The organism is Allobosea sp. FBZP-16, from assembly GCF_002831785.1.
Taxonomy (GTDB): Bacteria; Pseudomonadota; Alphaproteobacteria; order Rhizobiales; family Beijerinckiaceae; genus Allobosea; species Allobosea lupini.
In genome coordinates, this window is record NZ_LNCQ01000013.1 from 21,386 (window position 1) to 42,805 (window position 21,420).

Genomic DNA, 21,420 nt, shown 5'->3' on the forward strand with positions numbered 1-21,420 from the left:
CTTCGAGACACGCCTACGGCGCTCCTCAGGATGAGGGCTGAGAAGGGAACGAGGACTCGTAACAGCATGCGAGAGCATGACGGCTGCTGGCTCTACATTCTCCGCTGCAGTGACGGTAGCTTCTACACCGGAACGACCAGGATCGATGTTGAGACAAGGGTCGGGCAGCACAATGCCGGTCTCTATCCTGATAGTTACACGTTCAAGCGACGGCCGGTGGTGTTGGTGTTTGCGGAACACTTTCAGAGCATCACTGACGCTATTGCCATGGAGCGCCGGGTCAAGGGTTGGTCGCGCGCAAAGAAGCAAGCGATGATCGAAGGCCGCTGGGAGCTTTTGCCCGAACTGGCGAGGCGCAGAACATGAACCGTCCCACACCTTCAGCGCGGGCAATTCCCGAGCTTTCCGGAGCATCCTTCGAGACGCCGCTACGCGGCTCCTCAGGATGAGGGCTGAGGAGGAGGGCAGCACTCACTGTTCCTTCGGATCGAGCGCGTCGCGCAGGCCGTCGCCGAGCAGATTGAAGCCCAGGACCGCCAGGAAGATGGCGACGCCGGGCGCCACCGACATCCACGGCGCCTGCTCCATGAAATTCTTGGCGACGTTGAGCATCTGACCCCAGGACGGGGAGGGCGGCTGCTGGCCGAGGCCGAGGAAGGAGAGAGCGGCCTCCAGTACGATCGCCTGCGCCATGAACAGCGTGGACTGCACGATGATCGGCGAAAGCGTGTTCGGCGCGACATGGCGGAACAGGATGTAGAGCTTGCCGCCGCCGATGGCGCGGGCACCGTCCACGAACTCCTCGTTCTTGATCGCCAGCACCTGGCCGCGCACCAGCCGGATCAGGATCGGCGCGAATGAGAGACCGATCGCGATCATCGCATTGGTCAGCGACGGGCCGAGCACGGCCGCGAGCGCGATCGCCAGGATCAGGAACGGGCAGGCGAGCAGGGCCTCGGTGACGCGCGAGATCACCGCGTCGATCCAGCCGCCATACCAGCCGGCGATCAGCCCGATCGGGACGCCGACCGCGAGCGCGATTGCGACCGAGACGATGCCGGCGAGCAGCGAGGCCTGCGCTCCGAAGATCAGCCGCGAGACCTGGTCGCGGCCGAGCTCGTCGGTACCGAACCAGTATAGCTCGGACGGCGGCTTGCGGATGGCGAGGAAATTCGATTTCAGCGGGTCGGCGAGCGGCAGCAGCGGCGCCAGCAACGCCATCGCGACGAAGATGAGCACGATCAGGCCGCCGATCCGGGCCGAGCGGCTGCGCATCAGCTTGCGGAGGGAACCGCGGCCCTGAAAGGTCGCGCCGGTGGCACGGACGGTCATGGCGCCCATCAGCCGTCCCTCAGGCGCGGATTGACGAGGATATAAAGGACATCGGCGAGGAGGTTCATGATGATGAAACCGATCGCGGTACAGAGCACGACACCCTGGACGACGCCGTAGTCGCGGTTGAAGACGGCATCGACGATCAGCTTGCCGAAGCCGGGAATGGTGAAGACCTGCTCAGTCAGCACTGCGCCGGCGAGCAGTTCGCCGAACAGGATCGTCGACAGGGTGATGATCGGCACCAGCGCGTTGCGCAGCGCGTGCCGGTTGATCACGGCGTCCTCGGCCAACCCCTTGGCGCGCGCGGTCCGGACATAGTCCGATTGCAGCACTTCGAGCATGGCGGAGCGGGTATGACGCATCAGCGATGCGGCGAGCCCGCCGCCGAGCACGAAGGCCGGCATGATCAACCGCTCGATCGCGGCGCGCGGATCGCTGAAGATCGATTCGAAGCCCGAGGCCGGTAGCCAGCGCAATTCGACCGAGACCAAAAGGATCAGCATGATCCCGAGCCAGAAATGCGGGACCGAGAGCCCGAACAGCGCCACCGCGCTGGCGGAATAGTCGGCGATGGTATCCTTGCGCCTGGCGGCGATGATGCCGGCGGGGATGCCGATGCCCACCGCGACCAGCATCGAGGCGACGGCGAGCTGGAAGGTGACGCCGAGCTTCTGGATGATGAGCCCCAGCACAGGCTCGCCGGTCCGCAGCGAGCGGCCGAAATCGCCCTGGATGACCTGGCCGAGCCAGGCGAAGAACTGCACCACGATCGGATCGTCCATCCGGTAGATCTGGCGCAGGCGCGCGATCACCTCGGGGTCGCGCTCCTCGCCGGCGATGACCAGGAACGGGTCGCCCGGCAGCGCCCTTTGCAGGGCGAAGACGAACAGCGACACCAGGAACAGCGTCGGGATCGCGATCAGGAGGCGCCGGCCGATCAGGGCGAGCATGGCTGCCGGTCGCCATTGCAGGCCGGGGAGGGAGCGCGGCTGCGCTCACTCGTCTCGGATGAACGTGTCACGACCGCTTCAGCCCCGAAAGCCGGATCATCCCGTCGGGATTGATGACGAAGCCCTGGATGTTCGAACGCAGCGCGAAGAAGACGGTCTGGTTGTAGAGATAGACGATCGGCAGTTCGTCCTGCAGGATCTTCTGTGCCGCGTCGTAGCGCTTCTTGCGCTCGGCAACGTCGTAGATGGTGCGGGCTTCGTCGAGCAGCCTGTCGACCTCGGCGTTGGAATACTTGCCGTCGTTCTGGTTGCCCTTGGTGGTGACGAACTGGTGGATGTTGCCATCCGGGTCGATGCGGCCGGACCAGCCGATGCGGCTCATCTGGAACTTGCCCTGCTGCTGGTCGCGCAATTGGCTGGCGAACTCGCTGGAGCGGATCTGGATGTCGATGCCGGCTTCCTGCGCCATCGCCTGGATCACCTGGCCGAGCTGGGCGTCGACGGGGTTGTTGGTGACGAAGAGTTCGACCGATACCTTGCTCTGGCCGGCTTCCTTCAGCAGCGCCTTGGCCTTGGCGACATCGCGCTCCGGCACGGGCAGGGCGGCGGAAAGGTATTGGTTGCCCGGATTGAAGGGCTGGTTCATCGGCGCATAGAGCCCCTCGAACACCACCTGGCTCAGCACCTTCCGGTCGATCGACAGCGACAGCGCCTGCCGGACGCGCTTGTCCTTGCCCATCGGCTGGTTGGCAGCGTCGCCATGATTGGTGTTGATGGTGATGCCCTGATAGCCGAGGTTCGCCGTGCTCTGGACCTTCAGGCTTTTGTCGCCCTGGGCCGATTTCACATCGGTCGGAGCCAGCCGTTCCAGCATGTCGAGCTCGCCAGCGCGCAGGTTGGCGAGGCGGACGGTGGTGTCGGGGATGGCGCGGTAGACGATCCGGTCGAACTGGTACTTGTCGGCCTCCCAGTGCCCCTTGAACTTCTCCAGCACGATCCGGTCGTTCTGGACGCGCTCGACGAACTGGTAGGGGCCGGAGCAGATCGGCTTGGCGGTGATGTCGGGGCCGAGGCTCTTCGGCGACAGCATCATCCCGGCGCGGTCGGTGAGCTGGGCGAGCAGCGTCGCATCGGGCCGCTTCAGCTTGAGGACCAGCGTCGCCGGATCGGGCGCGCTGACGCTCTCGACCGAGGCGAGCTCGGATTTGCGCAGCGAATCCGGCAGCGTCATCGCCCGTTCGAGATTGGCCTTGGCCGCCTCTGCGTTGAACGTTTCGCCGTCATGGAACTTGGCGTCGGTGCGCAGCTTCATCGTCAGTGTCAGGCCATCGCCTGAGAAAGACCATTCGGTCGCCAGCCGCGGGATGATCTTCAGCTCGGGATCGATATCGACGAGCCGGTCGCACAGCCCCATGAAGACGATGCGGCCGACGAAGGTGCGGGCCTTGTGCGGGTCGAGCATGTCGGGGTCCTCCTGGAGCCCGATCCGCAAGGTCGATGGCGATTGGGCTTGGGCTGGACATGCGGCGAGGCCCAGCAAGGCCGCCGACGCCAGCAGAACGATACGCTTCATGGCTGTTCCCCTGATTGTTTTGTGTTGATCCTGGCCCGCTGAATGGCGCTCCCTCGCTCTTCGGCGCTTGCGGGAGTTCCGCGGGTCATTCTGAGTTGGTCCCATTCGGTACCAAGCTGGCGCATTTTTCGGTGATCGTCGATAGGCTCGGCTTGCTCCGGCCGGGCGTTGCCGCGAACATTCCACGCCACCGCGATTGGTGCAATGGATACAGTGTGACGATCGGCTACCGCCGGTGCCTGCATGACGGCAGGGCGACCAAGGTCTGTCGCCGCTCGCACGAATTCTGGTATGCAAGATTCCGCCAATGACGCGCGAATTCGAGGCGCGGGGCACAGGAAAGGTCTAGTGATGCTGCTGGGTGTGATTGCCGACGACATGACGGGCGCGACCGACGTCGCCCTGATGCTGAACCGCGCCGGGATGCGTACGGTCCAGGTCATCGGTGCTCCCGCAGCCGGTGCCAAGCTGCCTGAAGCGGATGCCGTCGTCGTCGCGCTGAAGTCGCGCACCAATCCCGTCGCCGAGGCCGTCGCGGATTCGCTCGCTGCCTGCGAGGCGCTGCTCGCGGCCGGCGCACGGCAGATCCTGTTCAAATACTGCTCGACCTTCGACTCGACCGCGCAAGGGAATATCGGCCCGGTCGCCGACGCGCTGATGCAGCGCCTCAATGCCCATCAGGCGATCGTCTGCCCGGCCTTCCCGGCCAATGGCCGCTCGATCTTCCAGGGCTACCTCTTCGTCGGCGAGGTGCCGCTGCACGAGAGCTCGATGAAGGATCATCCGCTGACGCCGATGCGGGACTCGAACCTGATGCGGCTGATGGGCGCGCAGACCGCTCACAAGGTCGGGCTCGCCTCCTATGCCGCGGTCAACCAGGGCGCGGCCGCCGTGCGCAAGCGCCTGGCCGACCTGGCGGCTGATGGCGTGCGCTATGTCGTCACCGATGCGCTCGACAATGGCCATCTGATGGTGCTCGGCGAGGCCATTTCCGATCATGTCCTGCTCACTGGCGGCTCCGGCATCGCGATGGGCCTGCCCGAGAATTTTCGCAAGGCGGGCCTCTTGCCCTGGCGCGAGACCGCGAAGCATCTCGCCGCGCCGGCCGGCCGCGCCGGCATCATTTCCGGCAGCTGCTCGACCGCGACGCGTGGCCAGATCAAGGCGGCGCTCGCGGCTGGCATTCCCGCGCTGAAGGTCGATCCGCTGGCGTTGGCCAGCGGCAAGCAGACGGCGAAGGAACTGGCGGACTGGGCTCTGGCTCAGCCCGTCGGCAAGCCCTTCCTCGTCTATTCCAGCGACGATCCGGCCGAGGTCGCGTCGGTGCAGGACAAGCTCGGCCGCGACAGGGCCGGCGAGATCGTCGAGCATGCTTTCGCCGAGGTCGCGCGGCTGCTGAACACCGGCGGCGTCACGCGCCTGCTCGTCGCCGGCGGCGAGACTTCCGGCGCGGTCGTGCAGGGGCTTGCCATCCGCACCCTGGAGATCGGCCCGGAGATCGATCCCGGCGTACCCTGGACCCGCGTCGTCGACGGGCCGGAGATGGTGGTCGCACTGAAGTCGGGGAATTTCGGTGCGCCTGATTTTTTCCTCAAGGCGTGGGACTTGCTCCGATAGGACCATTTGCCGAGGCCGGGAGACAGATCCGATGGTCAACATATCGCATGAGACACCCGAGGCGACCGAGCGCCGACTGCTGCAGGTAACGACGCAGGCACGGCTTCAGGTCTATAGCGACACGTACGCATTCCTGGAGTTTCCGCTGTCGGCCTTTCCGGGCGCGGTGCGGCCCGACGCGCTGGCTCTGGTCCGCGATGATCAAGTCTGGAGCCAGCTCGTCCCCTGCGACGATGCGAACGAGGAATTGTTCGGCCTGTTTCGGTTTCACTTCCCGGCCGGCGCCGACAACAGCGGCTTTGTCGGCTGGCTGGCCAGCCGCTTCAAGCAGCGCTTCGGCACAGGGGTCTTTGTCACCTGCGGACAGAATCGCCTTGACGGGGGGATTTTCGACTATTGGGGTGTGCCAGTCGCCCTCGCTGCCGCGGTCATCGCCGAGGTCAACGCATTGGTGGAAGGAACCGCCGGCTGATATTCGCCGCAGGGCCGTACGTTTGCACTGCAGCGAACTTATATAGGATAGGCGGAGCAAGCGAGGCATTCGGAGGTGCAAATGGCGTTTCTTGGCGATCTCCTGACCAGCGTCGCCGATCGCGGCCGGGCGCTGATCAATTTCGAGCGCTTCGCCTCGAACCGCCGCCGGCCGCTCGACAAGCTCTGCGAGGACCTGCTCTCGGGCCGCGGCGAGGCCACGGGCATGGCGCTGGCCCAGGCCGTGCTGGAGGATTGGCAGCAGCTCGACGAGGCTGGCCGGCTCGCCTTCTTCCGCCTGCTGCAGGAGCGCTTCGGCCCCGATCGCGAACGGCTTGACGCCGCGCTGCAGCATTATCGCGACAATCCCGACGCCGAGGCGATCGGGCAGCTCCATCTCGCCTCCGAACCCCGCCGGCAGGAGCTGTTCCGCCGGCTCAACCTCGCTCCCGGCGGTACGCATGTGCTGGTGCGCATGCGCGAGAGCCTGTTCGAGGCGATGAAGCAGGAGCCGGAGCTCAAGGCGGTCGATGCCGATTTCCGGCATCTGTTCGGCTCCTGGTTCAACCGCGGCTTCCTGGTGCTACGCCGGATCGACTGGACTACGCCGGCCAATGTGCTGGAGAAGATCATCCGCTACGAAGCGGTCCACGCCATCAAGGACTGGGACGATCTGCGCCGCCGGCTCGAGCCGGCCGACCGGCGCTGCTTCGCCTTCTTCCATCCGCAGCTGATCGACGAGCCACTGATCTTCGTCGAGGTGGCGCTGACCCGCGAGAGCCCAAGCCGCATCGTCGACGTTCTGAGCGAGGATCGCGAGGTCCTGTCGGCCTCCTCGGCCACCACAGCGGTGTTCTACTCGATCTCGAACTGCCAGGAGGGCCTGCGCGGCATCTCCTTCGGCAACTTCCTGATCAAGCAGGTCGCCGAGGACCTGAAGCGGGAACTACCGGGGCTCGACGTCTTCGTCACGCTCTCGCCGGTGCCGGGCTTCGCCCGCTGGCTGGGTCCGGCGCTGGCCGAGCCGGCAGAACTTGGCCTGACCAATGAGGAGGCGGCGCTGCTGATGCAGGCCCCGTCCGAGGTCGCGGCGCAGGATGAGGTCACCCGCGCCCGCCGCGACAAGCTGCTCGGCCAGATGATGGCGCAGTACATGCTGCGGGCGAGGACATCGTCAGGGCGCGTGATCGATCCGGTCGCCCGTTTCCATCTCGGCAATGGCGCGCGGCTGGAGCGCATCAATGTCGGCGGCAATCTCTCCGACCGGGGCCTGCGCGAGTCGCATGGCGTGATGGTCAACTACCGCTATGAGCTCGACGACATCGAGGCCAATCACGAGGCCTTCGCCAGCCGTAACACCGTGGTCGCCTCCTCCTCGGTGAAGAAGCAGCTTCGGCCCGCGACCAAGTGAACATAGACAACGGAAACGCCTGAAAGGACCCGAAATCATGGGCAATCATCTGTTCGACCTGATCAAGGCCCGCATGCCGGCGCCGACCGCGCCCTTCGCGTTTCTCGATGACGGCCGGACTTATTCCTACGCCGACATGGTCGCGGTCTCCGCCCGCTTCGCCAACGCGCTGATGGCGCTAGGCGTGAAGCCGGGCGACCGGGTCGCCGTCCAGGTCGAGAAGAGCATCGAGGCACTGATGCTCTATCTCGGCACGGTTCGTGCCGGCGCGATTTTCCTGCCGCTCAACACCGCCTATACCCCGGCCGAGATCGAATACTTCCTCGGCGATGCCGAACCGGCCGTCTTCGTTTGCGATCCGGCCAAGGCGGAGGCGCTGAAGCCCTTCGCCGACAAGGCCGGGGCCAAGCTGGAGACGCTCGGCGTCGGCACGGGCAGCCTGCTCGACAAGGCCAATGCCGCCTCGGCCGAGTTCGCCGACATTGCGCGCGTCGCCGACGATCTCGCCGCCATCCTCTATACCTCCGGCACGACCGGGCGTTCCAAGGGCGCCATGCTCAGCCATGACAACCTCGCCTCGAACGCGCTGGCGCTGGTCGATTACTGGCGCTTCACCAAGGACGACGTGCTGCTGCACGCTTTGCCGATCTTCCACACCCACGGCCTCTTCGTCGCGACCAACGTGATCCTGTTCGCCGGTGCCGCAATGATCCTGCTGCCGAAGTTCGATCCGGAGCAGGTCTTCAAATACCTGCCTAAGGCCACCAGCATGATGGGCGTGCCGACCTTCTACGTCCGGCTCCTGCAGGATCAGAGGCTAATCAAGGAGACGACGAAGCACATGCGCCTCTTCGTCTCCGGCTCGGCGCCGCTGCTGGCCGAGACGCATCGCGAATGGCGCGAGCGCACCGGCCACGCCATCCTCGAGCGCTACGGCATGACCGAGACGAACATGAACACCTCGAATCCCTATGACGGGGACAGGGTGGCCGGCACGGTCGGCTTCCCGCTGCCCGGCGTACTCGCGCGCGTCACCGATCCGGAGACCGGCAAGGAGCTCGCCCGTGACGAGATCGGCATGATCGAGGTCAAGGGCCCCAACGTCTTCAAGGGCTATTGGCGCAATCCCGAGAAGACCAAGGCTGAGTTCCGCGCCGACGGCTTCTTCATCACCGGCGATCTCGGCAAGATCGATCCGGCCGGCTATGTCCACATCGTCGGGCGCGGCAAGGACCTGATCATCACCGGCGGCTACAACGTCTACCCCAAGGAGGTCGAGGCCGAGATCGACGAGATGCCGGGCGTGATCGAGAGCGCCGTGATCGGCTGCCCGCATCCGGATTTCGGCGAGGGCGTCACCGCCGTGGTGGTAGCCAAGCCCGGGGCCGATATCAGCGCCGCCGGCATCGCCAAGGCCCTGGAGCAGCGCCTCGCCAAGTTCAAGCAGCCCAAGCAGGTCTTCGTCGTCGCCGACTTGCCGCGCAACACCATGGGCAAGGTCCAAAAGAACCTGCTGCGCGAGCAGTACAAGGACATCTATGCCAAGCAGCTCAAGGCAGGGGAGTAGGAGCTATCCTTCGAATGGAGGACGCGATCAGGCGTTTCCGGAGCAAGGATCGGTGCAGCGATATCCGCACCGTCCTTCGGAGATTATCATGCGACGCATCCTCCTGCCGCTCCTTGCAGCCCTCTTCTGTTCGGCAGGGATCGCCTCGGCCGCTACTGATTGCCGCAGTGCGCTGACCGGGCGCTGGGCCACCAAGGGCGACGTCGCCATGGGGCCGATGAAGGTCAAGGTCGACAATCTCGACGCCTACAACGCCGACGGCTCGTTCAGGGCCGTCCGCCGCTTCGTCAATCAGGAAGGGAAGTGGGAGGAGCAGGTCACCTCCGGCCAATGGACCACCAAACCCGGCGCCGGTGCCGGAGAGTGCGTGCTGGAGATGTCCAGCAAGAGCGAGTTCGGCAATTCCAGCTCGTCGACGACCGTAACCGTCGTCGACCGCAATACATTCCGCTCCTTTGGTGTCGACGCCAAGCGCGTTAGGTAAGCACCGCTCAGGCGCCCATCGGCGCCTTCAGGTCGATCGTCTCGCCATCCGCCGGGATCAGGAGCCGCTCGCGGCCGATGCCGCGGGCTTCGGCCGCTTCGCGCAACGCCTGCCGGCTGACCGTTGCGTGATCGAGCGCTTCCATGTGGACGGCGACGATCACCGCCTGCGGCGCCTGCTCGGCAAGGTCGAGCGTCTGCTGCGCATCCATGACGATCAGCGTGCCGTCCCAGAGGGCGCCGCAGGAATGGGTGATGATCACGTCGGGCTCGGCCTTGGTGACGGCCTCCTGCAGCGGCGGATAGAGCACGCTGTCGCCGCACCAGTAGACTGAAGGTTCGCCCGGCGCTTCCAGGGTGAGGCCCATCACCTTTCCCATCACCTCGACGACCGGCCCGGTGCCATGCTGGGCCGGCTGTGACTTGACCACGATCGGCCCGATCCGGACGAAGCATGCGAGCGGTTCGACATTGCTGAAGCCGGCCGCCCGGATCGCCTCCTCATTGCCGGGCTGGCAGATCAGCGGAATATCCTTGGGGATCCGCGCCTTGGCGACCTCGTCGAAATGGTCGGCGTGCAGATGCGAGACGATGACGTGATCGACGCCGGCGAGGATCTCCTCGATCGGCTCGGGCAGGTCGACCATCGGGTTCTGCGACTTGCCGGCGATCGAGCGGCGGCTGAGCTTCTCGCCGAAATCGGGATCGATCAGCAGGGTCTTGCCGGCATAGCTCAGCTTGAGCAGGGCGTTGCGCAGGAGTTTGAGCTGCATGGCGGCTCCGCTGTGCGAGGGATCGGTTTGCCCGATCCTTCGCCGGATGCCGCGGCCACGACCAGTTCCAATTTGTGAAGCAAACTGCATCGCGGCGTTGGATGCCTGCATTGTCAGGGAGATTTTCCACGCGCGGTCCTCGGGACGTGGAATTTGCCTCCTACGACCCGCCGGCGCGAGAAGATCTCTGCGAGCGGGCTACCGAGAGTGTGTTCCGCCGGATGCTGCTCAGGCTGCGAACTGGCCGTAAGGCACGGTGTTGCGGGCCGTCCTGAGCGCGCTCGCCCACCAATGGAGCTGTCCGAGCATGGTCGCCATCGCCCGCTCGGCACGGTCGGCGTCCCGCAGGCGACCAGTCTCGTCGAACTGGTCCCAGGCATTGGCGAAGCAGACGCCGTCGCGGATCGTCGCGGCATGCAGTTCGGCAAAGACAAGCCGCAGTTGCTCGACGGCGCGCAAGCCGCCGGAGACCCCGCCATAGGAGACGAAGCCGACCGGCTTGCCGCGCCATTGTGCGCCGGTCCCGTCGATCAGCGCCTTCAGCGGGGCCGGGAAGCTGCGATTGTATTCGGGAGTGACCACGATGAAGGCGTCGGCGCGGCCGAGCCGCTCCGTCTGCTCGACGAGGTCGTGCGCGCCGGGGTCGACGCTCTCGACGCAGAACGGGCCGTCGCCCTCGATCTGCGCGATCGTCCAGCCGGCGACCTTGGTGCACAGGCGCCCCTGGCGCGTGCTGCCATAGATCACGGCAACCTTGATCTGGGGGATGAGCGGGCGATGCATGGGAAGGCTCCGAGGGGCTGGCGATGCAGCGGAGCGACCTCTATAAGACCTCAAGTAAGGTTAAGGTCAAGCGCCATGAAGCACCCAGCCCGCAATCCCTTTGCCGACGATCTCAGCGTCGGCCAGGTCGCGAGCCGCAGCGGCATCGCGGTCTCGGCGCTGCACTTCTACGAGGCCGAAGGGCTGATCCGCAGCCGCCGCAATGCCGGCAACCAGCGCCGCTATCCGCGCGAGGTGCTGCGCCGTGTCGCCATCATCAAGGTGGCGCAGCGCACCGGCATCCCGCTCAAGACCATCCGCGAGGCCTTCAAGGCGCTGCCGCAGGAGCGCACGCCGACGGCCGAGGACTGGAGCCGGCTCTCGGCCGCCTGGAAGGAGGAGCTGGAGCACCGCATCGACCGGCTGACGCGCCTGCGCGACCACCTCAACGACTGCATCGGCTGCGGCTGCCTCTCGGTGAAGAGCTGCCCGCTGCACAATCCCTGGGACGAGCTCGGCAAGCAGGGGGCGGGGCCGAGGCTGCTCGATCCGGATTGATGCACTCACCCCGCCTTGTGCAGCTTCGCCAGCGGAAACCGCGCCACATCCGCCAGCAGTTCGATGAAGCCTCTGGCCTGAAACTCGGCTGTCGCCTTGCCCTTCTCTGCCGTGGCGAGGCTGGCATCGCCCGCCGCGCCAGAAGGGTGAACGTCCTGCGCCATCCAGGCGAAGGGATGCGCGCCGGTCGGCCGCAGCCATCTATAGCCCTCATCCGCCATCTCGACCGTGCGCGGCACGAAGCGCTCGGCCTTGCTCATGTCGACGAGGTCGGGCCGGAAATGCAGCATCAGCGAGGTCTCTATGTCGCCGGCATGGATGCCGTGCCTGGCGTCCATCTCGCCATAGAGCTCCGGCGGCAGGCCGAAATTGCTCCAGGAGGTCGAGACCGCGAACATGCCCTGGCTGACGCGCAGCTCGCGCGCCACCACCTTCATCGGGTCGACATTGCCGCCATGGGAGGTGACGAGCACGAGCTTGCGCAGGCCGGCGCGCTTCACGCTCTCGCCGATCTCGATCCAGCTGCGGATCGCGCTTTCCCAGGAGATCGTCAGCGTGCCCGGCGAATGCAGGTGCTCGTTCGACTTGCAGATCGCCTGCGTCGGCAGCACCAACGCGTCGAGCCCGGCCGGGACCTGCGGCATCGCCAGCGCCAGCATCGCGTTCATCACGGTGGTGTCGACAGACACAGGCAGGTGCGGGCCGTGCTGCTCGATCGCGGCGAGCGGCAGCACCGCGATGGTCGCCTCGGGCGAGAGGCCGGCGAAGTCGGTGGTCTTCAGGTCGCCCCAGAAGCGTGCGGTCATGTCTCGATGTCTCGTCGATCAAGCTGCGGGCAGGCCCCGCGATTCGCGCCTGCTGCCTCAGGGCGACAGGACTGCCCAGCATAGTGGCCGCGAATGACGAGGGAAGGGCTGGTGGCATGCGCATGCCATGCGGGCCGGAGCCTCGCCGGCAAAGCCTGTCTGTGCGAAAGCCGGCGACGGCGCATTTCCAGCGGCCCACAGGCCGTGGCATACAGGCTATCTGCTGGATGCAAGGGTTGTGCGGTCCGGCGACAGGTTCGCGACATGATGGAGGGGGTTAGGCCATGACGATGAAATATCGCCTCGACCGGCGCGCTGCGCTTGGCTTGCTCGGCGGCTCGGCCGCCTCGGTGCTGATCCCGGTGCCGGGCGCGCGTGTCAATGCGCAGACCCTCGACAAGGTCAGCTACCAGACCAACTGGCGCGCCCAGACCGAGCATGGCGGCTTCTATCTCGCCGCCGCCAACGGCATCTACAAGAAGTACGGGCTCGACGTCGACATCCGCCCCGGTGGCCCGCAGCAGAACCCGACCCAGCTCCTGCTCGGCGGCCGCGTCGACATGATCATGGGCAATTCGCTGGAGGCGCTGAGCTTCGCGCAGGAGAACCTGCCCTTCCTCGTCATCGCCTCGATCTTCCAGAAGGACCCGCAGGTCCTGATCTCGCATCCCGGCCAGGGCAACGACTCGCTCGCCGCCCTCAAGGACAAGCCGATCCTGATCGCGGCGCAGGCCCGCGTCGGCTTCTGGCCGTTCCTGAAGCTGAAATTCGGTTATCGGGACGAGCAGATCCGGCCCTACACCTTCAACATGGCGCCGTTCCTGGCCGACAAGAAGCTGACCCAGCAGGGCTTCCTCTCCTCCGAGCCCTTCGTCATCCGCAAGGCTGGCGTCGAGCCCGTCGTCCATCTCCTCGCCGATGCCGGCTTCGAGAACTACAACACGACGATCACGATCTCCCGCAAGATGGTGCAGGAGAAGAAGGAGATCGTGCAGCGCTTCGTCGACGCGACGGCCGAGGGCTGGGCCGAATACATGAAGGGTGGCCCGAACATCGCCGCCGCCAATGCCCGGATCCTGAAGGACAATCCCGACATGGATCAGGAGAAGATCGACTACGCCCTCAAGGTGATGAACGACAACGGCATCGTCGCCTCGGGGGATGCGAAGACGCTCGGCATCGGCGCCATGACCGACGCGCGCTGGGAAAGCTTCGCCAAGACCATGACCGAGGCGGGCGTCATCCCCGCGGGCGTCGACGTGAAGAAGGCCTACAGCCTGGAGTTCATCAACAAGGGCGTCGGCAAGCCCTGAAATGCGTCATGCTCGGGCTTGTCCCGAGCATCTCTTGCCGGAGATTCTCGGGTCTGCGCTCCGCTGCGCCCGAGAATGACGGCCTTTCACACAACGGATCGTCAGGCCTTTGGACACAGCCTATCTGAGCACACATCCGGCGGGGGGGCAGGCGAGCGGGGCTCCGCTCGTCTCGATCCGGCGGGTCTCCAAGCAGTTCGCCAACGGCACCATCGCCGTGCGCGATGTCGATCTCGATCTCGGCACCGGCGAATTCGTCAGCCTGCTCGGCCCCTCCGGCTGCGGCAAGTCGACCCTGCTGCGCATGATCGCCGGGCTGGGCAGCCCCTCCACCGGCACGATCGACTGGCCCGGCTCGAGTGAGGACAAGGCAGGGCGCGACCTCGGCTTCGTCTTCCAGGACCCGACGCTGATGCCCTGGGCCAATGCGCTGTCCAACGTCATGCTGCCTCTGACGCTGAAGCATGTGCCGAAGCGCGAAGCCGAAGCGCGCGCCGCCGAGATGCTGGCGCTGGTTGGTCTCAAGGGTTTCGAAAAGTCGTATCCGCGCGAGCTCTCCGGCGGCATGAAGATGCGGGTCTCGATTGCCCGCGCGCTGGTGATGCGGCCGAAGATCCTGCTCATGGACGAGCCCTTCGCCGCGCTCGACGAGATCACTCGCCATCGCCTCAACGACGACCTCCTGAACCTGTGGTGGCGCGAGCGCTTCACCGCAGTCTTCGTCACCCATTCGGTGTTCGAGTCGGTCTATCTCTCGCAGCGCATCGTGGTGATGGCAGCCCGCCCCGGCCGCGTCATGGCCGATCTCGACGTCTCCGCGCCCTATCCGCGCGACGAGCTGTTCCGGACCTCGGCCGAATACGCCCATCTCTGCCGACTGGCCTCCGGCAAGCTCAAGGAGGCGATCGGCGCATGAGCTCTCCGTCCTCCGCGGCTGCCGTGCCGCATGACGGCACCGATGCCGAAGCCCGTCCGCTCGCGCTTGCCGAGCCCAGCATCCTCGGCCTGCCGGTCAGCTTCTGGCCGCGCATCCTCGCCCCGATCTTCGTCGGCATCCTGGTGCTCGGGCTCTGGGAGTTCGCCGTGCGCTGGAACGAGGTGCCGTCCTATGTGCTGCCCGGGCCGCTTCTGGTCGGCCAGACCCTGATCGCCGATTGGGGCACGCTCTCGGCCTCGCTCTGGATCACCTTGCGCATCACCTTCATGGCGCTGGCGGCGGCGGTGATCGTCGGCGTCGCGCTCGCTGTGCTCTTCACTCAGTCGAAATGGCTTGAGATGGCGCTGCTGCCCTATGCGGTGATCCTGCAGGTGACGCCGATCGTCGCGATCGCGCCGCTGATCATCATCTGGGCCGGCGACATCAACCTGTCGCTCTTGATCTGCGCCTGGATCGTCGCCTTCTTCCCGATCCTGTCAAACACCATCCTCGGGCTGAACTCGGCCGATCACAACCTGATCAATTTCTTCCAGCTGCATGGCGCGACGCGCTGGCAGACGCTGCGCTATCTCAAGCTGCCGGCGGCGCTGCCCTATTTCCTCGCAGGTCTCAAGATCTCGGGCGGGCTCGCGCTGATCGGCGCCGTCGTCGCCGAGTTCGTGGCGGGGACGGGCGGTTCGGAATCGGGGCTGGCATACCGCATCCTCGAGGCCGGCTATCAGCTCAAGATCCCGCGCGTCTTTGCGGCGCTGCTGATGATCTCGCTCTCGGGCATCGCCATCTTCCTCGCGACCAGCCTGATCTCGCATCTCCTGCTGCGGCGCTGGCATGAGAGCGCGCTGAGGCGCGAGAACTGAGGCGGGACGAATTCAGCCGAAGAAATGCAGTCGGTCCTCGACCGGCAGCGAGGCGATCGCCCGCAGGTCGGCCTCGGAATAGCTGAGCTCGAGCCGCGCCGAACTGGCCGTGTCCGGCAGCAGGATCGATTCTGGCGGTGCACCGACATCGGCGAAGGCGATATCGTCCTCGGCCACCTGGGTGCTGCTGCGCCGGCGATAGGGCTGCGTCTGCTGGTGCAGCCCGGTCTCGTTCAGCGGCACGCGCTGCTTCGTTCCGGCATCGACCACATCGATGTCACCGAGATCGGTCATCGGGTCGATGATGGCCGGTTGCGCGGGCGCGGGAGGCACGGCCGGCTGCGATTCCTCGGCCGCGACCTCGGCTGCGGCCCGCAAGCTCGCATCGAGCATGGCGACTGTGTCCGAGACCTTCTCGATCTGGTTGGCGCCGGCCTCGATCACGGTGGTCGCGCCATAGATCTCGCTCGCGCGCCGGTCGAGCCGATCGCATAGCTCGGGCTCCACGCCGCTCTCGCGCAGGGTCCAGGCTATCTCCTGGATGGATTCGGCCGCCTCGATGATGCCGGCGGTGGTCTCCTGGATGCGGGCCGACAGGCGGGCCGAGGCGCCGCCCCGGTCGAGATCGTCGCGCAGTTCGGCGATGGTGCGGGCGGTTTCCGAGAATTCCGGCCCCAGCTCCGGCAGCGCAACCGGCACCGTGCAGAGCCGTTCGAGGCGCGCGATCGCCGACAGCACCATCTCGGTGTCGGTCTGCCGGTTGCGCCTGGCATATTCAGACAGGAACCAGCGGCCGCGCGCCGTTTCCATCACGGCGGCGGCAATCGCGTCATAGTCGGCCGCGCTCAGCGGAGATAGCGAACGCGCGTCGCTCATGGCCAGGCTGCACTCCATGGGCTGGTCGAATCGTGTTTCGCCGACCGAAGATGCCCATCGGCAAAATTGCTGCTGATTCTTTAAGAAATCGCTGCCAAAGGCATGTCACCGCCGCTCCGGACCGGATTCTCGCGCGTGTTGGCTCTGCGCCTCTCGCTCATGCACGCGCTGAACTTCCTCGGCGTGGGCTTCTATCTGCCATTCTTTCCCGTCTGGCTCGCCTCCACGGGACTGGGCGATGTCGACATCGGCTATGTGCTGGCGATTCCGATCCTGGTGCGCGTCTTCGTGGCATCGTCGGTGACGGGGCTCGGTGACCGCCTGCGCCCGAATATCCTGCTGGCGCTGCTCAATGCGTTGGCAGCACTTGCTTATTTCGCCCTGGCGCAGCAGGCGGACTTCCTGCCGATCGCCGTCCTGACGGCGCTCAGCGCCATCGCCCTGTCGGGTGTGGTGCCGCTTGCCGACGTCCTGACCACCGCGCAGGTCAAGGCCGGGGCACTGAAGGATTATGGCCGGGTCAGACTCTGGGGCTCGGTGACCTTCGTGCTCTCCAATCTCGCCGGCGGCTACCTGATCGCGCAGCACGGCGCCTGGCTGATCCCCTTCGTCCTCGCCGGCAGCAGTGCGCTCGCTGCGCTTGCCGCGCTGCAGGCTCCGTCGCCGCCAGGGGGGATTTCGCCGGCCGCTCCGCGAGGAGTGTCTGCGGCTGGCTTCGGGATGTCGTTCTGGCTCGCTGTCGGGGCGGCTGCTTGCGTCAACGCCACACATGCGGCGGTCTATGCCTTCAGCTCCCTGCACTGGCGCAGCATCGGCTTCAGCGGCGAGGCGGTCGGCTGGCTCTGGGCGGTTGCAGTCCTTGCCGAGATCGCCGTCTTCCTCGTCGGGGGCAGCATTGCCGCGAGCGGTCTCATCGGCCTGCGCTGGATCGCGATCGCGGCGGTCGCCGCCGTCCTGCGCTTCGCGGCGATGAGCGTCGATCCCGGCCTTGCCATCACCGCCGTCCTGCAGCTGCTGCACGGCATAACTTTCGGCTGCATGCATCTCGGCACGCTCGCGGCGCTGTCGGCGCTGTCCCCAGAGGCGCGCCGCGCGGCAGCGCAGGGGCGCCTCGTTGCGGTGAGTGCGCTGGTGATGGGGCTTGCTACCGTGCTGTCCGGCTATCTCTATCGCCTGTTCGGGCCGGGCGTGTTCCTCGCCATGGTGCCGGTCGCGCTGCTCGGGCTGGTCTTGGCGGCCCTTGCCTTCCTCAACTCCCGCGGCAATACAGGTCTCGGGGGCCGAATCTAAGCGCGGGAGCAGGCGAGCCGGCATGGCTGTCGTCGACGACGTTGAGCCGCAGGCGGTCTATCGCGACGATGGCGGCGTCCTCGTCGTATCTCTGGCCGGTCGCTGGAGCGTTGGGCGGGCGCCGCGCCTGGAAGCCCTGACCAGCGAATTGTCCGAGCGCGTCGGCGGCGTCCGCCAGGCGCGCCTCGACCTATCGGCGATCGAGCGCCTCGACACGCTCGGCGCCTATCTGCTCGACCAGGTGAAGCAGGCAGGTGAGGCGAAGGGCGTAGCCATCGAGCTGGTGAGCCGCCGTCCGGAGCATGCGGTGCTCCTGCGCGAGGTCGAGCGCAATGTCACCGACTACGAGCCGCCGATCCGACCGATCGGGCTCGTCACGATCCTCGTCGACATCGGCCAGGCCGTCATCCGCTTCGGCCGTGACCTTGCCGGTGGCGCCGTCTTCCTCGGCGAGGTGATGGCGGGCTGCGTCAGCGCCCTCTTCGGACCGCGGCGCTTCCGCGGGCCTTCGCTGATCAACCAGATCGAGCTGATCGCCTTCAACGGCGCGCCGATCATCATCCTGATCTCGTTTCTCGTCGGCTGCATCGTCGCGCAGCAGGGCATCTTCCAGCTCCAGCGCTTCGGCGCCACAGCCTTCGTCGTCAACTTGACCGGCATCCTCGTCTTGCGCGAGCTCTCGGTGCTGCTGACCTCGATCATGGTCGCCGGCCGCTCCGGCTCCGCCTTCACGGCCGAGATCGGCTCGATGAAGATGCGCGAGGAAATCGACGCACTGCGGGTGATGGGGCTCGACCCGATCGAGGTGCTGGTGGTGCCGCGCATCCTGGCGCTCATCATCTCGCTGCCGATCCTGACCTTCATCTCGGCGATGTCCGGGCTTATCGGCGCTGGCCTGGTGAGCTGGCTCTATGGCGGCATCGGCCTCGACACCTATCTCGAACGCCTGAAATCCGTGATCACCTGGCAGCATTTCGCTGTCGGCCTCATCAAAGCCCCGTTCATGGCATTCGTGATCGGATTGATCGCCTCGATCGAGGGATTGGCGGTCAAGGGCTCGGCCGAATCGCTCGGCCATCAGGTGACGGCCTCGGTGGTGAAGGCGATCTTCATGGTGATCGTGGTCGACGGGCTGTTCGCGATGTTCTTCGCCTCGATCAGGATGTGAGGGGAGCTGAACGTGCTCGACAGACCCTCTCAGGCCGGCCCGCGCGAGCCACAAGCGTCGGGCGGTGAGGAACCCGAGGCGGTGATTCGCGTTCGTGATCTGAAGGTCGCCTTCGGCGACAAGGTGATCATGGACGGGCTCGATCTCGATGTGATGCGTGGTGAAATTCTCGGCTTCGTCGGGGGATCCGGCCAGGGCAAGTCGGTGCTGACCCGCACCATCCTCGGTCTCGTGCGCAAGCAGCGTGGCTCGATCGAGGTCTTCGGCGAGAATGTCGACAAACTCGATCCGCGCGGCAGGCGGCGGCTCGAGCGTCGCTTCGGCGTGATGTTCCAGCAGGGCGCGCTGTTCTCGGCGCTGACCGTCAAGCAGAACATCCAGGTGCCGATGCGCGAATATCTCCAGCTCTCGCCGGGCCTCCTGGAAGAGCTTGCCATGCTCAAGATCGAGATGGTCGGCTTGAAGCCCGATGCGGCCGACAAGACGCCTTCCGAACTGTCCGGTGGTATGATCAAGCGTGCGGCGCTCGCCCGGGCGCTGGCGCTCGATCCCGAGATCGTCTTCCTGGACGAGCCGACCTCCGGCCTCGATCCGATCGGTGCCGCCGAGTTCGATGAGCTGATTATGACGCTCAAGCAGACTTTGGGCCTGACAGTGTTCATGGTAACCCATGATCTCGATAGTCTTTACGTAGCTTGCGACAGGATAGCCGCCTTGGCGGACAAGCGTGTCATCGCGGTCGGTCCGCTGGCCACCATGCTGGCTTCCGATCATCCCTGGCTCAAGGCGTATTTCGGCGGCGAGCGGGCACGCGCCCGGTTGCCCGCGGATCAAACGAGGACCTGACCGCTCGCGATGGAATCCCGTGCCAACTACGCCCTAGTCGGCCTCTTCACCCTTGCGGTGATCGCGGCGATGTTCGGCTTCGTCTACTGGTTCGGCAGCGGCGGCGGCGGCCGCAAGCAGGACGTTCGCGTGATCTTCACCGGGACGGTCACAGGCCTGGGACGCGGCTCCAGCGTGCTCTTCAACGGCCTGCGGGTCGGCGAGGTCAAGCAGATCGGCCTGCAGCCCGACGATCCGCGCCGCATTTTCGGTGTGATCGAGGTCGACAACACCACGCCGCTGCGGGTCGACACGCGCGCCCGCATCGAGGCGCAGGGGCTTGCCGGCGTGGTCGCGCTGCAGCTGATCGGCGGCGAGCCGGATGCCCCGGTGCTGCAGGCCAAGCCCGGCGAGACGCTGCCGACTATCGTCGCGGAGCGCTCCGAGCTGCAGGACATCATCGAATCGGTCCGCAATGTTTCCAAAAAGGCCGACGAGGTGCTCGGCAATCTCGACGGGCTGATCAAGACAAACGCCGGCTCGATCACCAACACCGTCCGCAATGTCGAGAAATTCTCGCAGGCGCTCGGCGACAATTCCGGCAACATCGACAAGCTGATGTCGAGCTTCGGCCAGATTGCAGATACGATTGCGCCGCTCTCGCAGAAGCTGGGAACGCTGAGCGAGGAACTGACCTCGGTGGTCCGCTCGATCGATCGCGCGAAGATCACCGGTATCATCGAGAACGTCGACAAATTCACCGCTGCGCTCGGCGGATCGAGCGCGGATGTGTCGAAGGCGGTCAGCGACGTCGCTTCGATCACCGACAAGTTGAACCGCGCCGCCGATCAGGTCGAGGGCGTGCTCAAGGCGGCGCAGGCCTTCCTGAACACGCAGGACGGGCAGGGTGCCTTTGCCGAGGTCGCCAATGCCGCGAAATCGATCCGGGTGCTGGCCGACAATCTCGACAAGCGCACCGCCGAGATCACCGTCGGCATCAACCGCTTCACCGGCCCCGGCCTCCGCGACCTCGAGACGCTCGCCTCCGACGGCAAGCGTACGCTCGGGGATCTCAACCGTGTGCTGCGCAATGTCGAGCGCAATCCCCAGCAGTTCATCTTCGGCGGCCGTCCGCCGCTTCCCCAATACAGCGGATCGCGCTAGCCGATATGATTATGCCGAGTCTGCCCTCGCTGCTTCGTCGTCGTCTGCGCGCCGTGTCTCTGGCGGCGGCAGGCTCTTTGCTGCTGGCCGGCTGCGGCGGCGGATCGGCGCCGACGACCTATGACCTCTCGGCACCACGCGATTTCGGCCGAATCGGCGGGGGCGGCGGCGTGTTGATCGTCGCCCAGCCAACGGCGGTGCAGGCGCTCGATTCCGACCGACTGATCGTCAAGGATTCGAGCGGCGCGCTCTCTTTCCTCGGTGGGGCGCAATGGGCCGACCGGGTGCCCAATCTGGTGCAGACCCGCCTGATTCAGACCTTCGAGAACGGCAGCCGCATCGCTGCCGTTGGACGGCCGGGCGAACGCATCGTGCCCGATTTCCAGCTCAACACCGATATCCGCGCCTTCAACATCGACGCCGCTAGCGGCCAGGCCGTGGTCGAGATCACCGCCAAGCTGATCGGCGACCGCACCGGCAAGGTCCAGCGCGCCAGGCTGTTCTCGGCCCGCGTGCCGGCTGGCGCCGAGGGGGCAGGGGCGGCACAGGCCCTCGACCAGGCGCTGTCGCAGGTGCTGATCCAGATCGCCCGCTGGGCGCGCTGAGGCCTGCGCCTACGGCACCGTGGCGCAGCGCGTCCGCAGACCTCGCCTACCCGGTCCCTGTCGGGCACCGATCTTCAGG

22 protein-coding genes are annotated in these 21,420 nt (G+C 66.0%); 15 read left to right on the forward strand and 7 right to left on the reverse strand.

The annotated features are described in order from the left end of the window. Positions 1-66 precede the first annotated feature (66 nt). Positions 67-366, forward strand: coding sequence for a GIY-YIG nuclease family protein (locus tag CXY91_RS03950; RefSeq protein ID WP_100959386.1), 300 nt, complete (start codon positions 67-69; stop codon positions 364-366). Positions 367-471: 105 nt separating this feature from the next. Here the strand turns inward: CXY91_RS03950 and CXY91_RS03955 are convergent, their stop codons facing one another. From CXY91_RS03955 to CXY91_RS03965, 3 genes are all read right to left on the reverse strand, one after another. Then, the gene (locus tag CXY91_RS03955) at positions 472-1,332 is read right to left on the reverse strand and encodes an ABC transporter permease (protein ID WP_465246838.1); all 861 of its coding nucleotides are present in this window, start codon (positions 1,330-1,332) and stop codon (positions 472-474) included. Between the two features lie 8 nt (positions 1,333-1,340). Next, a complete protein-coding gene (locus tag CXY91_RS03960; RefSeq protein ID WP_091831199.1) occupies positions 1,341-2,285 on the reverse strand; it encodes an ABC transporter permease in 945 nt (314 codons plus the stop codon). 67 nt (positions 2,286-2,352) lie between these two features. After that, complete coding sequence (locus CXY91_RS03965) at positions 2,353-3,858, reverse strand: ABC transporter substrate-binding protein (RefSeq protein WP_091831197.1); 1,506 nt, start codon at positions 3,856-3,858, stop codon at positions 2,353-2,355. Between the two features lie 351 nt (positions 3,859-4,209). Between CXY91_RS03965 and otnK the strand changes: the two genes are divergently transcribed. The 5 genes from otnK (at position 4,210) to CXY91_RS03990 (ending at position 9,408) form a co-directional block, all read left to right on the forward strand. Continuing rightward, positions 4,210-5,475, forward strand: a complete 1,266-nt coding sequence (gene otnK / locus CXY91_RS03970; RefSeq protein ID WP_100959388.1) for a 3-oxo-tetronate kinase — start codon at positions 4,210-4,212, stop codon at positions 5,473-5,475. Between the two features lie 31 nt (positions 5,476-5,506). Then, complete coding sequence (locus CXY91_RS03975; RefSeq protein WP_091831193.1) at positions 5,507-5,947, forward strand: DUF6196 family protein; 441 nt, start codon at positions 5,507-5,509, stop codon at positions 5,945-5,947. An 81-nt stretch (positions 5,948-6,028) separates the two neighbouring features. After that, positions 6,029-7,357, forward strand: coding sequence for a malonyl-CoA decarboxylase (locus CXY91_RS03980; RefSeq protein ID WP_100959389.1), 1,329 nt, complete (start codon positions 6,029-6,031; stop codon positions 7,355-7,357). A 37-nt stretch (positions 7,358-7,394) separates the two neighbouring features. Beyond that, on the forward strand, positions 7,395-8,924 hold the full coding sequence (locus CXY91_RS03985; protein WP_100959390.1) for a malonate--CoA ligase: 1,530 nt from the start codon (positions 7,395-7,397) through the stop codon (positions 8,922-8,924). Positions 8,925-9,012: 88 nt separating this feature from the next. Beyond that, positions 9,013-9,408 (forward strand): hypothetical protein, encoded by a 396-nt coding sequence (locus tag CXY91_RS03990; protein WP_100959391.1) that lies wholly within the window; start codon positions 9,013-9,015, stop codon positions 9,406-9,408. 7 nt (positions 9,409-9,415) lie between these two features. Here CXY91_RS03990 and CXY91_RS03995 read toward each other — a convergent pair whose 3' ends face one another. Continuing rightward, positions 9,416-10,180, reverse strand: a complete 765-nt coding sequence (locus tag CXY91_RS03995; protein ID WP_100959392.1) for an MBL fold metallo-hydrolase — start codon at positions 10,178-10,180, stop codon at positions 9,416-9,418. Between the two features lie 228 nt (positions 10,181-10,408). After that, positions 10,409-10,963 carry an NADPH-dependent FMN reductase gene (locus CXY91_RS04000; protein ID WP_091831183.1) on the reverse strand — a complete coding sequence of 185 codons (555 nt, stop codon included), beginning with the start codon at positions 10,961-10,963 and terminating at the stop codon, positions 10,409-10,411. Between the two features lie 75 nt (positions 10,964-11,038). Between CXY91_RS04000 and soxR the strand changes: the two genes are divergently transcribed. Continuing rightward, positions 11,039-11,500, forward strand: a complete 462-nt coding sequence (soxR, locus tag CXY91_RS04005) for a redox-sensitive transcriptional activator SoxR (protein ID WP_091831181.1) — start codon at positions 11,039-11,041, stop codon at positions 11,498-11,500. 5 nt (positions 11,501-11,505) lie between these two features. Here the strand turns inward: soxR and CXY91_RS04010 are convergent, their stop codons facing one another. Beyond that, positions 11,506-12,306, reverse strand: a complete 801-nt coding sequence (locus CXY91_RS04010; protein WP_100959393.1) for a creatininase family protein — start codon at positions 12,304-12,306, stop codon at positions 11,506-11,508. Positions 12,307-12,590: 284 nt separating this feature from the next. Here CXY91_RS04010 and CXY91_RS04015 point away from each other — a divergent pair, with 284 nt between their 5' ends. The 3 genes from CXY91_RS04015 (at position 12,591) to CXY91_RS04025 (ending at position 15,413) form a co-directional block, all read left to right on the forward strand. Continuing rightward, positions 12,591-13,619, forward strand: a complete 1,029-nt coding sequence (locus CXY91_RS04015) for an ABC transporter substrate-binding protein (protein ID WP_100959394.1) — start codon at positions 12,591-12,593, stop codon at positions 13,617-13,619. A 109-nt stretch (positions 13,620-13,728) separates the two neighbouring features. Beyond that, positions 13,729-14,535: an ABC transporter ATP-binding protein gene (locus CXY91_RS04020; RefSeq protein WP_248307345.1), complete on the forward strand. Its 807-nt coding sequence runs from the start codon at positions 13,729-13,731 to the stop codon at positions 14,533-14,535. Beyond that, positions 14,532-15,413, forward strand: coding sequence for an ABC transporter permease (locus tag CXY91_RS04025; RefSeq protein WP_100959396.1), 882 nt, complete (start codon positions 14,532-14,534; stop codon positions 15,411-15,413). Before CXY91_RS04020 ends, CXY91_RS04025 begins: the two co-directional genes overlap by 4 nt. 12 nt (positions 15,414-15,425) lie before the next feature. Here the strand turns inward: CXY91_RS04025 and CXY91_RS04030 are convergent, their stop codons facing one another. Further along, the gene (locus tag CXY91_RS04030; RefSeq protein ID WP_158673255.1) at positions 15,426-16,289 is read right to left on the reverse strand and encodes a hypothetical protein; all 864 of its coding nucleotides are present in this window, start codon (positions 16,287-16,289) and stop codon (positions 15,426-15,428) included. A gap of 135 nt (positions 16,290-16,424) precedes the next feature. On the opposite strand from CXY91_RS04030, the gene CXY91_RS04035 reads away from it, so the two are divergent. The 5 genes from CXY91_RS04035 (at position 16,425) to CXY91_RS04055 (ending at position 21,341) form a co-directional block, all read left to right on the forward strand. Then, the gene (locus tag CXY91_RS04035; protein ID WP_158673256.1) at positions 16,425-17,579 is read left to right on the forward strand and encodes an MFS transporter; all 1,155 of its coding nucleotides are present in this window, start codon (positions 16,425-16,427) and stop codon (positions 17,577-17,579) included. 22 nt (positions 17,580-17,601) lie between these two features. Continuing rightward, entirely contained in the window at positions 17,602-18,747 is a 1,146-nt protein-coding gene (locus tag CXY91_RS04040; RefSeq protein WP_100959399.1) for an MlaE family lipid ABC transporter permease subunit, read from the forward strand. Between the two features lie 129 nt (positions 18,748-18,876). Beyond that, positions 18,877-19,593 carry an ABC transporter ATP-binding protein gene (locus CXY91_RS04045; RefSeq protein ID WP_091832346.1) on the forward strand — a complete coding sequence of 239 codons (717 nt, stop codon included), beginning with the start codon at positions 18,877-18,879 and terminating at the stop codon, positions 19,591-19,593. A 9-nt stretch (positions 19,594-19,602) separates the two neighbouring features. After that, a complete protein-coding gene (locus CXY91_RS04050) occupies positions 19,603-20,736 on the forward strand; it encodes an MlaD family protein (protein WP_091831163.1) in 1,134 nt (377 codons plus the stop codon). Between the two features lie 11 nt (positions 20,737-20,747). After that, the gene (locus tag CXY91_RS04055; RefSeq protein ID WP_100959400.1) at positions 20,748-21,341 is read left to right on the forward strand and encodes an ABC-type transport auxiliary lipoprotein family protein; all 594 of its coding nucleotides are present in this window, start codon (positions 20,748-20,750) and stop codon (positions 21,339-21,341) included. Positions 21,342-21,420: the final 79 nt, after the last annotated feature.

Coding starts and splice junctions, on each gene's coding strand:
- CXY91_RS03960 (WP_091831199.1), bottom strand. CDS start 2,285: ATGCTCGCCCTGATCGGCCGGCGCCTCCTGATCGCGATCCCGACGCTG.
- CXY91_RS03995 (WP_100959392.1), bottom strand. CDS start 10,180: ATGCAGCTCAAACTCCTGCGCAACGCCCTGCTCAAGCTGAGCTATGCC.
- CXY91_RS03990 (WP_100959391.1), top strand. CDS start 9,013: ATGCGACGCATCCTCCTGCCGCTCCTTGCAGCCCTCTTCTGTTCGGCA.
- CXY91_RS03985 (WP_100959390.1), top strand. CDS start 7,395: ATGGGCAATCATCTGTTCGACCTGATCAAGGCCCGCATGCCGGCGCCG.
- CXY91_RS03955 (WP_465246838.1), bottom strand. CDS start 1,332: ATGACCGTCCGTGCCACCGGCGCGACCTTTCAGGGCCGCGGTTCCCTC.
- CXY91_RS04010 (WP_100959393.1), bottom strand. CDS start 12,306: ATGACCGCACGCTTCTGGGGCGACCTGAAGACCACCGACTTCGCCGGC.
- soxR (WP_091831181.1), top strand. CDS start 11,039: ATGAAGCACCCAGCCCGCAATCCCTTTGCCGACGATCTCAGCGTCGGC.
- CXY91_RS04045 (WP_091832346.1), top strand. CDS start 18,877: ATGGACGGGCTCGATCTCGATGTGATGCGTGGTGAAATTCTCGGCTTC.
- CXY91_RS04055 (WP_100959400.1), top strand. CDS start 20,748: ATGCCGAGTCTGCCCTCGCTGCTTCGTCGTCGTCTGCGCGCCGTGTCT.
- CXY91_RS04030 (WP_158673255.1), bottom strand. CDS start 16,289: ATGAGCGACGCGCGTTCGCTATCTCCGCTGAGCGCGGCCGACTATGAC.
- otnK (WP_100959388.1), top strand. CDS start 4,210: ATGCTGCTGGGTGTGATTGCCGACGACATGACGGGCGCGACCGACGTC.
- CXY91_RS04050 (WP_091831163.1), top strand. CDS start 19,603: ATGGAATCCCGTGCCAACTACGCCCTAGTCGGCCTCTTCACCCTTGCG.
- CXY91_RS03980 (WP_100959389.1), top strand. CDS start 6,029: ATGGCGTTTCTTGGCGATCTCCTGACCAGCGTCGCCGATCGCGGCCGG.
- CXY91_RS03975 (WP_091831193.1), top strand. CDS start 5,507: ATGGTCAACATATCGCATGAGACACCCGAGGCGACCGAGCGCCGACTG.
- CXY91_RS04000 (WP_091831183.1), bottom strand. CDS start 10,963: ATGCATCGCCCGCTCATCCCCCAGATCAAGGTTGCCGTGATCTATGGC.
- CXY91_RS04040 (WP_100959399.1), top strand. CDS start 17,602: ATGGCTGTCGTCGACGACGTTGAGCCGCAGGCGGTCTATCGCGACGAT.
- CXY91_RS03950 (WP_100959386.1), top strand. CDS start 67: ATGCGAGAGCATGACGGCTGCTGGCTCTACATTCTCCGCTGCAGTGAC.
- CXY91_RS04015 (WP_100959394.1), top strand. CDS start 12,591: ATGACGATGAAATATCGCCTCGACCGGCGCGCTGCGCTTGGCTTGCTC.
- CXY91_RS04025 (WP_100959396.1), top strand. CDS start 14,532: ATGAGCTCTCCGTCCTCCGCGGCTGCCGTGCCGCATGACGGCACCGAT.
- CXY91_RS03965 (WP_091831197.1), bottom strand. CDS start 3,858: ATGAAGCGTATCGTTCTGCTGGCGTCGGCGGCCTTGCTGGGCCTCGCC.